Annotated in this window: 12 protein-coding genes; 8 read left to right on the plus strand and 4 right to left on the minus strand. The window is 35.0% G+C overall.

Annotation, left to right across the window (positions count from 1 at the left end; genetic code table 11):
• Window positions 1–25: 25 nt before the first annotated feature.
• On the plus strand, window positions 26–3,478 hold the full coding sequence (locus PI23P_RS01160) for a pyruvate carboxylase (protein WP_004568864.1): 3,453 nt from the start codon (window positions 26–28) through the stop codon (window positions 3,476–3,478).
• A gap of 57 nt (window positions 3,479–3,535) precedes the next feature.
• Here the strand turns inward: PI23P_RS01160 and PI23P_RS01165 are convergent, their stop codons facing one another.
• The 3 genes from PI23P_RS01165 to PI23P_RS01175 all read right to left on the minus strand — a co-directional run bounded on the left by PI23P_RS01165 (window position 3,536) and on the right by PI23P_RS01175 (window position 6,799).
• Window positions 3,536–4,264, minus strand: a complete 729-nt coding sequence (locus PI23P_RS01165) for a metallophosphoesterase family protein (RefSeq protein ID WP_004568865.1) — start codon at window positions 4,262–4,264, stop codon at window positions 3,536–3,538.
• 131 nt (window positions 4,265–4,395) lie between these two features.
• The gene (locus tag PI23P_RS01170; RefSeq protein WP_004568866.1) at window positions 4,396–5,799 is read right to left on the minus strand and encodes a hypothetical protein; all 1,404 of its coding nucleotides are present in this window, start codon (window positions 5,797–5,799) and stop codon (window positions 4,396–4,398) included.
• Window positions 5,789–6,799 carry a glycoside hydrolase family 113 gene (locus PI23P_RS01175; protein WP_437438058.1) on the minus strand — a complete coding sequence of 337 codons (1,011 nt, stop codon included), beginning with the start codon at window positions 6,797–6,799 and terminating at the stop codon, window positions 5,789–5,791. The genes PI23P_RS01170 and PI23P_RS01175 overlap by 11 nt, the downstream gene beginning before the upstream one ends.
• A gap of 271 nt (window positions 6,800–7,070) precedes the next feature.
• On the opposite strand from PI23P_RS01175, the gene PI23P_RS01180 reads away from it, so the two are divergent.
• From PI23P_RS01180 to PI23P_RS01210, 7 genes are all read left to right on the plus strand, one after another.
• A complete protein-coding gene (locus tag PI23P_RS01180) occupies window positions 7,071–8,420 on the plus strand; it encodes an NAD(P)/FAD-dependent oxidoreductase (protein ID WP_004568869.1) in 1,350 nt (449 codons plus the stop codon).
• Between the two features lie 3 nt (window positions 8,421–8,423).
• Window positions 8,424–10,046 (plus strand): 4Fe-4S binding protein, encoded by a 1,623-nt coding sequence (locus PI23P_RS01185; protein ID WP_004568870.1) that lies wholly within the window; start codon window positions 8,424–8,426, stop codon window positions 10,044–10,046.
• Window positions 10,047–10,464: 418 nt separating this feature from the next.
• A complete protein-coding gene (locus PI23P_RS01190) occupies window positions 10,465–11,160 on the plus strand; it encodes a glycosyltransferase family 2 protein (protein ID WP_004568871.1) in 696 nt (231 codons plus the stop codon).
• Window positions 11,160–12,650, plus strand: coding sequence for a cellulose synthase family protein (locus tag PI23P_RS01195; protein WP_004568872.1), 1,491 nt, complete (start codon window positions 11,160–11,162; stop codon window positions 12,648–12,650). Before PI23P_RS01190 ends, PI23P_RS01195 begins: the two co-directional genes overlap by 1 nt.
• Complete coding sequence (locus tag PI23P_RS01200) at window positions 12,650–14,023, plus strand: MptA/MptB family glycosyltransferase (protein ID WP_004568873.1); 1,374 nt, start codon at window positions 12,650–12,652, stop codon at window positions 14,021–14,023. Before PI23P_RS01195 ends, PI23P_RS01200 begins: the two co-directional genes overlap by 1 nt.
• 59 nt (window positions 14,024–14,082) lie before the next feature.
• Window positions 14,083–15,111 carry a LacI family DNA-binding transcriptional regulator gene (locus PI23P_RS01205; protein WP_004568874.1) on the plus strand — a complete coding sequence of 343 codons (1,029 nt, stop codon included), beginning with the start codon at window positions 14,083–14,085 and terminating at the stop codon, window positions 15,109–15,111.
• A gap of 3 nt (window positions 15,112–15,114) precedes the next feature.
• Window positions 15,115–15,930: a Cof-type HAD-IIB family hydrolase gene (locus PI23P_RS01210; RefSeq protein WP_004568875.1), complete on the plus strand. Its 816-nt coding sequence runs from the start codon at window positions 15,115–15,117 to the stop codon at window positions 15,928–15,930.
• 376 nt (window positions 15,931–16,306) lie between these two features.
• Here PI23P_RS01210 and PI23P_RS12635 read toward each other — a convergent pair whose 3' ends face one another.
• Entirely contained in the window at window positions 16,307–16,471 is a 165-nt protein-coding gene (locus tag PI23P_RS12635) for a glycine zipper domain-containing protein (RefSeq protein WP_004568876.1), read from the minus strand.
• Between the last annotated feature and the right edge of the window lie 129 nt (window positions 16,472–16,600).

The following is a 16,600-nucleotide window of genomic DNA, read 5'->3' on the forward strand; positions in this document are numbered from 1 at the left end:
TCTGGGATACCAAAAAATTGATACGATGAAAATTAAAAAAGTACTTGTTGCCAACAGAGGTGAAATCGCCATACGAATTTTTAGAGCTTGTACAGAAATAAATGTCAAAACCGTCTGTGTTTATACCTTTGAAGATCGGTACTCACTGCATCGTTACAAAGCAGACGAATCTTATCAAATTGGAGAGGATACAGCCCCCTTGAAGCCCTATTTAAACATTGATGAAATTATACGTGTTGCTTTAGAAAGCGGCGCAGATGCGATACATCCTGGATATGGTTTTTTATCAGAAAACGCAAATCTTGCACAAAAATGTGAAGACAACGGAATTGTTTTTGTGGGTCCAAAGGTATCAGTACTAAAAGCTTTAGGAGATAAAATCACTGCCAAAAAAGTGGCAGTTGCTAATAATATTCCAGTTATTAGGAGTAATGAAAAACCTTTAATTAATGTCGAAGTAGCCTTAAGTGAAGCTGCCATAATCGGTTATCCTGTAATGCTAAAAGCAGCCTCTGGCGGCGGTGGACGCGGTATGCGCGTTATCAGAAAAGCCTCTGAATTAACTGGTGCTTTTCATGAAAGCAAACGAGAAGCTTTGAATGCTTTTGGAGACGACACGGTATTTCTTGAGAAGTACGTAATGAATCCGAAGCATATAGAAATCCAAATAGTTGCCGATAATTATGGAGATACTGTCCACCTTTATGAACGAGATTGCTCTGTACAACGTCGCTATCAAAAAGTAATCGAATTTGCTCCTTCTTTTGACTTAAAACAAGAAATAAAAGAGGCACTTTATACCTACGCAATAAATATTTGCAAAGCAGTAGCCTATAATAACATTGGAACTGTAGAGTTCTTGGTAGATGACGACGATGCAATCTATTTCATAGAAGTAAATCCGCGCATACAAGTAGAACATACCGTGACTGAAGTTGTTACAAATATTGATCTAGTGAAAACTCAACTATTTATTGCTGGGGGATACAAATTGGCAGACCAACAAATAAAAATATCCAATCAAGCTGCCATAAAAGTAACCGGGTATGCACTGCAATGCAGAATTACCACGGAAGACCCTCAAAATGATTTCAAACCAGATTATGGTGAGATAACTACCTACAGAAGTGCTTCTGGTTTTGGAATTCGTTTGGACGCTGGTAGTGTGTATCAGGGGGCAATTATTTCGCCATTTTTTGATTCTATGCTAGTTAAAGTTACCGCAAATAGCAGAACTTTGGACGGTGCCTGTAGAAAAGTACGTCGTGCATTAGCAGAATTTAGAATTAGAGGTGTAAAAACAAACATGCCCTTCTTAGACAATATATTACAGCACGATACCTTTAGAAAAGGAGCTGTTACTGTAAACTTTATCAACCAAAATCCTGATTTATTTGTTTTTAAAGCCCCTCGCAATAGAGCGACCAAACTAGTTACCTATTTAGGGGATATCATCGTAAATGGAAACCCCGATGTAAAGAAGATAGATCTTACAAAGACATTTGTAAAACCGATCGTTCCTAAATTTGATGCCCGTGCAGAATACCCCAAAGGAACTAAGGATTTACTCACAAAGTTAGGTCCTGATAAGTTCTCTAAATGGTTGAAAAATGAAAAGCAAATTCATTTTACGGACACTACGATGCGAGACGCGCACCAAAGTTTGTTGGCAACCAGAATGCGCACCTATGACATGCTGCAAGTTGCAGAAGGGTATGCTAAAAATAACCCAGGTATTTTCAGCATGGAGGTTTGGGGAGGTGCAACTTTTGACGTGTGTATGCGTTTCTTGCAAGAAAATCCGTGGGAACGGCTGAGATTGTTGCGAAAAGCAATGCCCAACGTATTGCTACAGATGCTCATTAGAGGCTCAAATGGTGTTGGTTATACTGCATACCCAGACAATCTTATCGAAAAATTCGTAGAACAGTCTTGGGAAAATGGTGTAGATATTTTTAGGATCTTCGATTCTTTAAATTGGATGCAATCAATAGCTCCTTGTATTGAACATGTGCGCAAAAGGACCAACGGCTTAGCAGAAGGTGCCATTTGCTACACTGGTGATATTTTAAATCCTAAAAACACAAAATACAACCTCAAATATTATACCTCTTTAGCCAAAGATATCGAAAATGCAGGCGCCCATATTCTAGCTATTAAAGACATGGCAGGCTTGTTAAAACCCTATGCAGCTTTCGAATTGGTTTCGGCGTTAAAACAAACGGTACAGATTCCAATTCATCTACACACTCATGATACTTCTTCCATACAATCTGCTACGTACTTAAAAGCGATTGAAGCAGGTGTTGATGTCATCGATGTTGCTTTAGGTGGCGTTTCTGGATTAACATCGCAACCCAACTTTAATTCAGTGATAGAAATGATGAAATTTAATGAGAGAGAAAGCCATTTAAATGGCGATTCTTTAGACGCATATTCAAATTATTGGGAAACTGTTCGGGAATATTACTATCCATTTGAGTCGGGCCTAAAATCTGGTTCTGGAGAAGTATTTAAACATGAAATTCCAGGAGGTCAATACTCGAATTTAAAACCGCAAGCAGAGGCCTTAGGATTGGAAGACCGCTTTCACGAAATTACCAAAATGTATGGTGATGTAAACCTACTTTTTGGAGACATTATAAAAGTAACACCCAGCTCTAAAGTCGTAGGTGACATGGCCCAGTATTTAGTGAGTAATCATTTAACCATTCAGGATGTCTTAGAACGTGGAGACAGTATTTCCTTTCCGCAGTCTGTGGTGAGCTTTTTCAAAGGTGACTTAGGCCAACCTGTTGGTGGTTTTCCAAAAGACTTACAGAAATTAATTCTAAAAGATCAAACACCTTACACAGATAGACCTAATGCCCATATAGCACCTTTAGATATTGAAGAAGAATATAAAAAATTTAGAAAAATCTTTGAAAACGATTTGAGTAGACCCATTGATTTTACAGATTTCTTGTCCTACAAATTGTATCCAAAAGTATTTACTGAAGCCTACAATCAGCACTTAAAATATGACAGTCTTCTCAATTTACCTACTAAAAATTTCTTTTATGGAATGGAAAGAGGCGAAGAAATTATTATTGCATTAGACAAAGGAAAAAATATGCTTATTTCTTTAGATTCTGTGGGAAGACCTGACAGTGAAGGAATGGTAACAGTGTACTTTAAGGTAAATGGGCAAGGAAGAGCAGTTCAGATAAAAAATAATTCCATTAAAATTGATACAGTTGCAAATGCAAAAGCTGATAAAAACAATGGAAAAGAAATTGGTGCCCCTTTGCAAGGGCTGTTATCAACTATTCTGGTGAAAAAAGGTGAGCAAGTAACTAAAAATCAACCACTTTTTATTATTGAAGCTATGAAAATGGAAACTACCATTACGGCAGCAAAGGCTGCTAAAATTTACAAGTTATGCCTGTCACCGGGCACTTTAGTAAACTCTGAAGATCTAATTTTAACATTTGAGTAGTCTTGTAAAAGGCTCAAAAGAAAGATTCCAAGCCATCGCATTTTTTTGTGATCTTTGTCAATTGCGTCCTTTTTCGTTTGGATACAGGCTTGGCAACAAATCGCTTTGAAAAAATTCCTTTGTATCAATATTTATGCCGGATACCCTGCCTTTAAAAGCAGCCCCCGTGTCGACATTCCAAATATTCATTGCATGCATTGGTTCCGTTTCCTTCAGATTAGTGGTTGGGGTGTGCCCAATATAAATCTCAGCATACTGTAGCAATCTTTTAGGATACCTTTTATGTTCTTTGTCTATGCGCTCATCTGCAACCAATGCCATTTCCCACAAGGTTCTATCCAAGTAAAAGGTTGCTGTGTTTTTTTCGTTTTCTACCCCTTGCATTGCCGTAAAACCTGCGTGCAAGAACAGCCTATTTTTAGCATCTAAATAATACAGAGGCATCTTTTTAAGAAAATCAATATGTTGCTGTTTTTGTTCTTTGGAAAAGTCCTCGTAACTGTCCATGGTTTCTTTTCCACCGTGTAAATACCAGAGTGGCTTAACAACTGAAGTTTCCAACCAATTCTGACACCAAACGTCATGATTCCCCTTGATACAAATACAATTTATTTTTTGAGACAAGGTGATCAGCAACTCAATTACCTGCGCGGACTCACTCCAACCATCTACATAGTCTCCCATAAAGATTAAGGTATCATCGTCTGTTACTTCTAACTTATTTAAAACCTGTAATAAGGCTTTTAAACCGCCGTGAATGTCACCAATTGCAAATGTTCTTTTCATCATAAATTTTCACTATCTAATCGGGATATATTTCGCATCCTTTTACAAACTCAACAAGCTGTAAAAAATATCACCATACATCTGTATTTTTCTAAAAAACACCCTTAAAAACGAACTGCTCTGAACGAGGTTTACTGTGCTATAAATATATTTTGAATAACAATATTGATCCAGTTATCTGAACTAAGGCCGTACAAAAAGAATTTATAATTTTCATCTAACACTAAGGCTTCCGGAGTGCCTGAATGTATCTTATCTATTATATTAGATTCATTATAGAACTGAAAAGTATTTTCTACAGTAAATGTACCTGATAAAAGCGTAGCGTCTTTTTTTGTAAAAACCTGAAAATAGGTTTCGCTTTCTGCATAGCTCCCATCCAACCAACTAAAAACTGGTTTTAAAATTGTTGAATAGTCTATCGTTACGGTTGTTTTCCATTCTGTTGGTCTGGTCTGATTTTTAGTTCTAATAGGCGCTGATACATAAAGCTTTCCTTCAGATATATAGGTAACCAAACACCAAACTTCAGCACCAGAATTGTGAGAAAACCTTTGAAACGCACCTCCAAACTGCGGTGCAATTGCCAAACTTCTTCTCTTATAATTTGAAAAATCATCTGGCGATACGGTCGCATCTTCAGTTTCATAATAACGAAAATCGAATGCAGCACCAATAGGCTCAAAATAGATGTAAGTTTCTCCGTTGTTACCATTTGCTGTGCCTGCGAAAGCACGGGTAACAGTTATTTCTTTTTCGGAATTTACAGAAACATATTCATCTAAATTTCTTGGGATAAATTGTTCTTCTACAATTATATTTACCCAATTATCAGATCCAATGCCCATCATCATAAAATTATAAATCTCGTCTGCTACTAATATTTTGGGTGTTTCTATATTTAGGTTTGGAGATACCAATACATTAGCAGTATCGTAATACTGAAAAAAAGTATCTTGGGTAAAAGTTCCTGAAATAAACATATTTGTCTCATCAGAGATTGTCTGAAAATAATAAGTGTTGTCGTCTATAGCAGCATCATCCCAACTAAAATTGGGCTCTAATGTCGTTTTGTAAGACATCTGGACATCACTAGTATAAACAGTAGTCTTTGTTTGACTCTTTAATTTTATCGGTGCAGAAATTTGAAGTCCCCCATCTTTTTTATAAGTGACTAAACACCAATTTTCTGAGGAACCTAGACGCGAAAATCGATTTAATTTAGCCTCGTAAACAACGCTATTCTCTAAACTTTTTCTTTCGTAATTTAAAAAATTATCCACTTCTAAACTCGCTTCCTTTAATTCGTAATACCGAAAGTCTGATGCACCTACTTCGGGATGGTAGTAGATATAAGCTACATTTGTATTCCCTTTTTCATTCGCAGCCCAAGCCAACACTGTACCTTCAGAAACTGTTGTGTTTTCTGCAATATACTCCTGAAGATTTCTTGCAATCGTCAGATCTGAGTCTTGCGAGCATGCGCAAAAAACAACACCAACAATAATTAGAAATACCGTTTTTTTAAAGACCATATAATTTTTTAATTAATTCTTCAGCTGGCTTATTTTGAGGTGTAAATCTATTGTTTTTTTCGCCGCCCACCGCAGTATGATTGTGAAACCATTTCCAAATAAATCCTCCAGCAAACCACCGTTCGTTCCAGAATTGATTGTAAATTGCCTGAAGCGCATTTACCTGCGCCTGTAAATTGATAGTTGCTTCAATATCTTCGGAATCCCAAGGTTTCTCTCCATTAAAATCAACACTTCGATATCCAAACTCTGCAAAGATAACAGGTTTTTTAAACTGTTTTTGCACTTTTATGATTTGTTGTTTGTGTTCAGACCAACCCAATTCATACTCAGCGACTGTTGGTGTTCTTTTGTCACTTAAAGGAAAGTAGGCATCAATGCCAATAAAATCTAAATCGCTCCAAAAAGAAACCCTCTTAAACTCGTCCCAATTGGCAGCATACGTCAATTTGCCTTTGTATAGCAGTCTAATTTCTTGAATTAATTGCCGCCAATATTCAGGTCTCTTTGCAACAAACTTTGCCAGTTCAGTTCCAATACAAAATATTTCTGCATCTAATTCAGCTGCTGCTTTTGCATAATATAAAATATAAGTGCGATAAGAGTCTTCTAAAAGGATCCAATCCTCTTCATTTTCCATCTCTATATTGCCTGTATAAGATCCCTTCGATACCCAAATATGCGGTTTGACCATTATCCGAATCTTCTCTTCCTGAAAACGTTTCGCATACTGCAACAAACCCTTTTTAGTTTCCCCAAACCACTGCCAATTGTTCTTGTAAATAATTTCAGGGGTTGTCAATTCTCTAATATAACCATAGGGCATCAATGCTACAAAATTGCTATTTGTTCTTAACACTGGATGCACGTGCTGGCTGCTAATAGAATCGCCAGAAGCAACAAAACTAAGACCTTTTATTTTTTTTGTTTGACTAACAAAAGAAAGACTAAAAGAAATGATTAGTAGAAAAGAATATTTTTTAAATTTCATACGTTTCATAAAAATACTTCTTTTTAGCAAAATAGCGCTGAAAGCATTGTAAAAAGGAGGCATAAAATTAAAACGCATCTTTAAATATAAAATGTCTTGCTATTTTTTTAAATTCATACCAATTGTTCTTTATTAATCTCTAAATTGTGCTCTTTAAAAGTGAGAAACAATCAAGGGGAATAAGAATTTTATTTAGAATTATTCTAAATTTTAAATCTTTGAGATTTTAAAATTAAGTTCTTCCTTTTAACTTCGACTTACTGGCAACAATCAACGAACCATGGAACATATTGTAATTATTGGCAATGGCATCTCAGGAGTCACTGCTGCTCGGCATATCAGAAAGAATTCCAATAAAGAAATTACGATTGTCTCTGTGGAATCTACCTATTTTTTCTCCAGAACTGCCTTGATGTATGTCTATATGGGGCACCTAAAGTTTGAACACACCCAACCTTATGAAAATTGGTTTTGGGAAAAGAACGACATTCAATTGAAACAAGGTTTTGTAGAAGCGATACATCCCGACACAAAAGAAATCAGTTTTACAAATGGGCCAAGAATGTCCTATGATAAATTGATTATTGCTACGGGCTCTAAGCCAAATAAATTTGGATGGCCAGGACAAGATTTAAATGGCGTTCTTGGCATGTATCACAAGCAAGATTTAGAAAAATTAGAAGTACTTGCTCCAAATAATAAAGTCTGCAAACGAGCAGTCATTGTTGGAGGTGGACTGATAGGTATTGAGTTGGCTGAAATGCTTCGCAGTAGAAAAATTCCGGTCACGTTTTTAGTTCGTGAAGCTAGTTTTTGGGATGGTGTTTTGCCTGCACAAGAATCTGAAATGCTCAATAAGCATATTAGAGAGCACCACATCGACTTGCGATTAAACACAAATTTAAAGGAAATCATAGCAGACGAAAATGGTCGTGTATCCTCTGTTGTCTTAGCAGAAACTGGCGAGGAAATTGAATGCAATGTCGTTGGTCTAACCGCTGGTGTCACTCCCAATATTGACTTTGTAAAAACCGCTGGAATCGCCCTTGGTCGCGGAGTGAAAGTAAATCGTTTTTTTGAGACCAATGTCGCAAATATCTATGCTATTGGAGATTGCGCGGAACAAGAGAAAGCTATTGGCCAAAGAAGAAATATAGAAGCCGTTTGGTATACAGGAAGAATGATGGGAGAAACAATCGCCCAAATTATTTGTGGTAACAAAACAGCATACACACCAGGACATTGGTTCAATTCAGCAAAATTTTTAGACATTGAATACCAAACGTACGGTTGGGTGTTTAGTGAAAAGAATAAAAAAGAAAATGAAGCGTATTTTCAATGGAAGCATCCAAAAGAGCAAACATGCATTACCATATCTTTTGATAAAAATACGCAACAATTTTTGGGGATTAACACTTTCGGAATACGGATGCGTCATGAAATCTTTGACACTTGGTTAACGGAAAGCAAAACGATTGCACACGTTTTAGAATATTTAGCAGATGCTAATTTTGATCCTGAATTTTACAAAATGCACGAACCTGAAATAATTGCAAAATTCAATCGTGAAAACAATACCAATATAAAGCCAAAAAAGAAAAGCTGGAAACGCATTTTCAGTAAATCATAATATATGAAAAAAATAAAACAGACAGGTCTCATCGTTTTCTTAATTGGATTGACTTTTTTTATAGGGACTATTTTTATCGGATCATTTAGTTTAAAGCAAAATGAACTCGATACTTTCCTCCAAGAGCAACAGTACAAAAGCACCCTAGTAAAAGATGCATTAGAAAAAGCAGTTGTAAACGTTGAAAACTTGAATATTTTCGAGTTTTCAAGTCGTGTTAGAGCAGCATATGCAACTTCTAATCAATATTATGATGCGCGCATTGCTCAATTTAGCAAAGAAAAAAACTGGGAAGAAAAAGGAAAACAATATCAGTATAAAATTTCTGGAAAGCCACATAGCTTAAGTTTTACACTTGCTAAAAAAGCTGGAAAAGGACTTGCCGCAGAAAATACAGCTCTCATGTGGTTTTTAACTTTTGGTTTGGGCATCTTAGGGGCCCTGATGTATATTGTTCCTGATGTTATTTTATTAGGAAAACCAGGCATCAAGAATGACGGCATTTTTTTAAATGCTGCTACTAACCGCGGGTGGATAGGTTGGTTTGCTTTTATCTTTCTAGTCAGCTTTTACATCTTACTGTACTTCTATCCTGATTTCATTGTAAATTGGGTGTTCTTAGTAGACCCCATTAGCCTGTCTATTAGTGGAAACCCAGGAAGCCAATGGTTTTTGTATGGATTTCTGTACTGTACCGTAATGACGGTGATGGCAGTAAGAATGTATATAAAATACCGCCACAATAAATATCAAATTTTAAGAACTACTTCTGTTTTATTTTTTCAAATCGTATTCGCTTTTTTAATCCCAGAGATCCTAGTTCGTTTTGAAAAACCTTGGTATGATTTTAAAAACGCATTTCCTTTGGACTATGATTTCTTCTTCAGGTGGAATTTAGAAGAACTGCTCTCTAGTGGTGGGTTTGGTTTATTTATTTTAGTTTGGGGAACCGTTTTAACTGTTGTAATAGTGCCAGTAATGGTCTATTTTTTTGGAAAAAGGTGGTATTGCTCTTGGGTTTGCGGCTGTGGTGGGTTGGCAGAAACTTTAGGTGATCCGTACCGACAACTTTCAAGTAAAACATTGCTCTCTTGGAGATTTGAGCGCATTATAATACATGCCGTACTTGTTTTTGTTTTGGTCATGACCGGATTTGCTTTGTACACTTTCTTTTCTGGTGCAAGCAGTGTCATCGGTATCAAAACACAAACCATTCAAGATGTCTATGGATTTTTGATCGGTTCAATTTTCGCAGGTGTGATTGGTACTGGTTTTTATCCAATATTCGGAAACAGGGTATGGTGTCGCTTTGGATGTCCACTTGCGGCTTACCTTGGCTTTATTCAACGCTTTAAATCACGGTTTAGAATTACCACGAATGGTGGTCAATGCATTTCTTGTGGAAACTGTTCTACATACTGCGAGCAGGGAATTGATGTAAGAGCATATGCACAAAAAGGAGAAAATATCGTTCGCTCTAGCTGTGTAGGTTGTGGTATTTGTTCAGCCGTATGTCCTAGAGGAGTTTTAAAACTAGAAAATGGCCCTGAAAATGGTAGAATAAATCCAACAGAAATTTTACTAGGGAATGATGTCAACTTAATGGAATTGGTAACTAGGAAATAAAAAACTTTTAAAAACAATAGCTGCTCGAATAAAGACCTAAAAGGAATACTAGTAGCGATCTACTTCTTAGATTGCTGTATTTCCTCGCGATATTATATTTAGGTAAACTTTGGCCTTAAATAAAGTAAAATATCCAAATTTTAAACCACTTTTTCCTGGTATTCACTACTCAAATTGACATAACTGCAATAACAAATAGATATTTCTTATTGCAGTTATGTCAAGAAGGTAAAAACAACTACAATTTAGAACTAAAATAATGCTACTTTCGCCCCATCATAAAAAACAAAAATGTAGTAAAAAATAACCTATCCATATTTTGGTGTTGTAACACAAAAAAATGAATGCAGCACTAAAAAAAGAGCGCTATATCCCCTTTAAATAGCGATAAATAAACTTGATTAAAGTTTTTTCTAAAATGGTAAATCCTAGTATAAAAGTAATTATCCCTGCATACAATGAGCAAAACGCCATTGCAAATGTGATACATGCCGTTCCCAAAATAGTAGATGAAATTATTGTCGTTAGTAATAGTTCTACGGATGACACAGAATTAAATGCACAAAATGCAGGTGCTACGGTCTTAAAAGAATCTAAAAAAGGATATGGTTATGCTTGTTTAAAAGGAATAGACTACCTCAAAAAGCAAGACAAAAAACCAGAAATAGTTGTTTTTTTAGATGGTGATTACTCTGATCACCCAGAACAATTGACAGCACTTATTGCTCCAATATTGGCGGACAATTTTGACTTTGTTGTTGGTAGTAGGGTAAAGGAGTTTAGAGAAGCTGGAGCCATGGCACCGCAACAACTTTTTGGAAATTGGCTAGCTACATTTTTAATGACCCTTTTTTTTCAATCTAAATTCACAGACTTAGGGCCTTTTAGAGCAATTAAATACCAGACTCTAGTCGATTTGGAAATGGAAGACACCACCTATGGTTGGACTGTTGAAATGCAATTAAAAATTTTAAAACAAAAACGAACTTACACAGAAGTACCAATGAGGTATCGAAATAGAATAGGCGTCTCTAAAGTATCAGGAACGATAAAAGGTAGTATATTAGCGGGGATAAAAATTTTAGGTTGGATCTTTAAATACAGTTTTAAATAATGATTTTAGAATATAGCATTATACTCATTTATTCGATCGCTCTTCTACTTATTTTCATGTATGCATTAGCGCAATTAAATCTGCTTTTTAATTATTTAAAAGCCAGAAAAATGCCTGACACGTCAGAAAAGTACGACTTCTCGAATATTGAAGAAATTCCCTTTGTCACCATTCAATTACCAGTATATAACGAATTGTATGTGATGAAGCGTTTGCTAAAAAACATCGCAAGGATTTCGTACCCAACAGACAAACTAGAAATTCAAGTTTTAGATGACTCTACAGATGAGTCTGTCGAGATAACTGCAAAATACATCAAACAAATCCAAGAAAAAGGAATTGACATTCAGCATATAAGAAGAGACAACAGACAGGGTTTTAAAGCAGGTGCTTTAAAGGAAGGTTTGAAAACCGCAAAAGGCAATTTCATTGCTATTTTTGATGCCGATTTTTTACCACAAAAAGAATGGTTACTTCAAACAGTACCGTACTTTAAAAATGCAGAGATTGGCGTTGTACAAACCAGGTGGGGTCATATTAATAGATCCTATTCTACACTAACAAAGATTCAAGCTTTTGCTTTGGATGCGCATTTTACATTAGAGCAAGTGGGCAGAAACAGTCAGGGACATTTTATCAATTTTAATGGAACAGCTGGCCTTTGGCGCAAAGAATGTATTTATGACGCAGGAAACTGGGAAGGAGACACCCTTACTGAAGATTTAGATTTAAGTTATAGAGCACAGTTAAGAAACTGGAAATTCAAATATCTAGAACATGTAGAAACACCAGCAGAATTACCAGTGATCATTAGTGCGGCAAGATCACAGCAATTTAGATGGAATAAAGGAGGTGCAGAGAATTTCCAAAAAATGATGAAAAGAGTGCTTCAAAGTGAAAATGTATCTGTAAAAACAAAAATACACAGCATATTGCACCTTTTGAATAGTTCTATGTTTACGTGTATCTTTTTAGTAGCAATTTTGAGTATTCCAATGTTGTATATAAAAAATGAATATGCGCACTTAAAAGTATATTTTTATGTGATGAGCTTCTTCATCGTTAGTTCTATTATTTTCTTTGTATGCTATTGGTACATGTATAAAAATAGCTATGGCGGTGGTCTCAAAAATTTCTTTAAATACATTGCTGCCTTTTTTACGTTTTTCTCTATTGCCATGGGGTTCTCTCTGCACAATACGATTGCAGTATTAGAAGGTCATTTTGGTAAAAAAAGTGAGTTTGTAAGAACACCAAAATTCAATATAAAAACGGCAAAGGATGGCTGGAAAAAAAATAAATACATCACTAATAAACCCTCAGTTCACGTTATTTTAGAAGGTCTGTTGGTCCTCTATTTTATCTTTGGAATGTACAGTGCCTTCATTGTAGGTAACCAAGGTGGAGATTTTGGTCTTTTCCCTTTTCACTTTATGCTCACAATTGGATTTAGTTATGTCTTCTTTAAATCTGTATTCTCGAAAGCGTAATGCTATTTTTAGAAAAATATAAAGCACTTTTTATTACTACAATTAGTATTATTCTGTATGGTGTCTTTGCGTACTCTTTAGAAAGATCAGATTTTACTACACTCTGTGTTTTATGGTTTGCTTTGTTTGCAATATTCTATATACTGCTACGACAAAAAAATAACACTTTTTGCATGTTGGCAGTAGCTGCCATCTTATTTCGACTTATCTTTTTATTCGCTATCCCGAACTTGTCACAAGACTTTTACCGTTTTATCTGGGATGGACGCATGCTCTTAAATGGCTTTAATCCCTATTTATATCTTCCAGAGGCGTGGATACAACAAAACCTAGAACCAGTCGCGCAGGCACAAGCTTTGTACGACGGAATGGGTGTTCTGAATGGTAGCCATTACACGAACTATCCTCCACTTAATCAACTGTGCTTTTTTATTGCTGCTCTTCTTGCTAGTAAAAGTATTTTAGGCGCAACCGTTGTGCTAAGGATCATAATTATTTTAGCCGACATCGGAATTCTCTATTTTGGAAAAAAGATTTTAGTCCACTTAAATTTACCTGTTAAAAACATCTTTTGGTATTTTTTAAACCCATTTATAATCATAGAAATGACAGGAAACTTGCACTTTGAGCCCGTTATGCTCTTTTTTCTAGTTTGGGCCTTTTATAAATTACAAAAACGAAAATGGGTTTGGGCAGCGCTATTAATTGCTTGTTCTATCGCTGTTAAATTAATTCCATTGTTATTTTTACCCATATTCTTTCAGTGGTTCATGAAAAACGAAAATCATTCGGAACAATCAAAAGCTCAAAAATTAAAAAAGTTAGTTTGCTTTTATGCCCTAATATTTGGAACTTTACTACTCCTATTTCTGCCTTTTTACACCCACGAACTCATTGGGAATTATACTAAATCTATCGGTTTATGGTTTGGTAAATTTGAGTTTAACGGAAGCTTATACTATGTATTAAGAGAAATAGGGTATACTTTTCGAGGATATAATGAAATTGCTATTATTAGTAAAATAACAGCCTTACTAACGATTGTATATTTACTGTATCGCAGTATCTTTGTCAACTCCATCAAAGGGCTAGAGCTTTATACCTCCCTTTTATTTGGAATTAGCTTTTACTATTTTACTGCCGCTACAGTGCATCCTTGGTACATTGCTACACCATTGATTCTGGGTGTATTTAGCACTTACAAATTTCCTGTTTTCTGGTCTTTACTGCTTTTTTTAACATACCAGACATATTCGCAGACCACATGGAAAGAAAATTTGTGGTTCTTAGGGGTGGAGTATTTGTTTTTGTATTCTTTTTTTGTTTACGAAACATACAGCAAATACAAAGCACAAAAAAAATTAAAATTATAAATTTCTTCTACTAAAAGAACAAGAAATTTCGTATTTTGACAACTTATTTTCTACACATTATGAAAAGACTTACCATAAAAGACATTGCAAAAGAATTTAGTGTTTCCATATCGACGGTTTCAAAGGCTCTAAACGACAGCTATGAAATCAGCGTAAGCACCAAAGAAAAAATAAAAAAATACGCAAAAGCACATAATTACAAACCAAATTTCAATGCATTAAGTTTAAAAAACAGGCAAACAAAAACAATTGGAATTATCATTCCAAACATGCTAAATTACTTTTTTGCCCAAGTATTTAACGGTATTGAAAAAGTGGCAAATGAAAAAGGATATAAAATAATTTCTTGTATTTCAAATGAATCCTACAAAAAAGAAGTAGAAACTATGGAAATGCTTTCCAATGGAAGTATTGATGGTTTTATTCTTTCTCTAGCAGAAGAAACTGTATTAAATAGCGACTTCAAACACTTTGAAGAAATATTAGAAAGTGGAACTCCTATTGTAATGTTTGATAGGATTGCAGAAACTATAGAATGCGACAAAGTAATTACTGACGACTTTAAAGGGGCCTCAAAAGCTGTGAAATACTTGACCAAATCTGGCAGTAAAAACATTGCTTTCGTCTCTACGATTAGTAATCTAGAAGTCGGTAAAAAAAGACATCAAGGATATTTAAAAGGTCTAGAGAAAGCAGGATTAACGGTGAATAACAATCTCATCATAAATATTTTGGAAGACGACTACAAAGAATACGAAAATATTTTAACCCCAATATTTGAAACGAATACTATCGATGCTGTGATTGCTACCGATGAATCTTCTGCAATTGCAGCCATGAAAGTAGCACAGAAAAAAGGTCATAAAGTACCTGAAAATTTTGCAGTTGTCTGTTTTTCTAATGGTATTCTTGCAAGACACTCACAACCTAAAATGACCACTGTAAGCCAACACGGGGAAAAAATGGGCGCTACGGCTGCAAAATTACTGATTGACCGATTAGAAAATAAATCTGAAGAAAAAGAAGCTCCAAAAACAGTGATTATCAAAACAGATTTAGTAGAACGAAACTCGACTAAGAAGTCTTAATACATGAATCTAAAAAAAGTAAAACTAGTCGTTTTTGATATGGACGGCACACTGTTAAATACACAAGGCCGAGTAAGTCAATATTTTTTTGAGCTTTTTGAAAAGCTACAAAAACAACAAATAATTTTTTGTGCTGCTAGCGGAAGACAATACAATAGCATTGTAGAAAAGCTCGCACCCATTAAGGAAGCTATACACGTTATTGCAGAAAATGGTGGCGTTGCTAAAAAGGGAGATGAAGTTTTATTATTAAAAAATATTGCACCGTCAAAAGTAAATGAGATCCTACCTGTTTTAAGAAATATAAAAGACACAAATATTGTTTTATGCACTTTAGAAACAGCTTTTATAGAGAGTACAGACCCCCACTTTATACATTTATTTCAGGAGTACTACAGCAGCTATCGCATCGTAAATGATCTCTCGGAGGTAGTAAAAACAAATCCTGTTCTAAAGATAGCTGTGTATCATTTTTCCTCCTCAGAAACTTTTATATATCCAAACATTAAACACTTAGAAAATGAATATCTCCTAAAGGTCTCTGGACCAAACTGGCTAGATATTTCTACCCATGGTGTGCACAAAGGAAGTGCATTAAAAGAAATACAACAACTTTTAGATATTTCTAAAGAAGAAACAATGGTCTTTGGAGATTATCTCAATGATCTTGAAATGTTTGAAGAAGCAGACTTTAGTTTTGCTATGGAAAACGCACATAAATCACTAAAGAAAATTTCAAAATATACTACTAAAAGCAATACAGAATTTGGTGTTGAAGAAGTATTAGAAAAATTACTGCAAGCAAACACCCCTTCCTAAATTCATAAAAAACACGATCTCTAGTGTTTCTTTGCATATTTTTAAACGTATTGCCATTAACTTAAGATAAGTAATGCCTCCTTCATATTTGTATGCATCCATTTTATAGCCTACATAGAATACATATACTTATGCCTTCATGTTAAATTTTCAAAGAATCTGTTGATTCAATTCGCGCTCTATAAAACTTCAAAACTAAGGACTATTTATCGCATATAATACATTTAAAATAGCGCTAGCGCTATTGAATGCTTGTATTTAAACTAAAAGCAAATCTTTTAGTTTGAAACCTAGTAATGCTCAAAACAAAAAGTAAAATAAATTAATTATTGGCAGTGTTTAAAATGGGGCACTGCATTCATAATTGAAACTGTAGTTACTTTTTGTTTTTTAAATCTTTATTCTTCATTTCCAATGCTGCTCCAAAAACAATTCCTAACGATAACCACAACCCTATATTATCTGTTAGCACCCCAACTACAGTTCCGAATACCAATCCCAATCCAATAAAGCGTCCTTTTTGTGTGTTTTTTTCTTTCATTCTCTTTTTAATTAGTATTCCAAATGAACTTAATTACTTACGTAAAAGCATAAAATATTAAACATTTTCAAAAATAACGGTCGTCGAATATTACCCGATATCGCCTGTAAACACAACTTATTTAGAATG

It is taken from the genome of Polaribacter irgensii 23-P, assembly GCF_000153225.1.
GTDB classification, from domain to species: domain Bacteria; phylum Bacteroidota; class Bacteroidia; order Flavobacteriales; family Flavobacteriaceae; genus Polaribacter; species Polaribacter irgensii.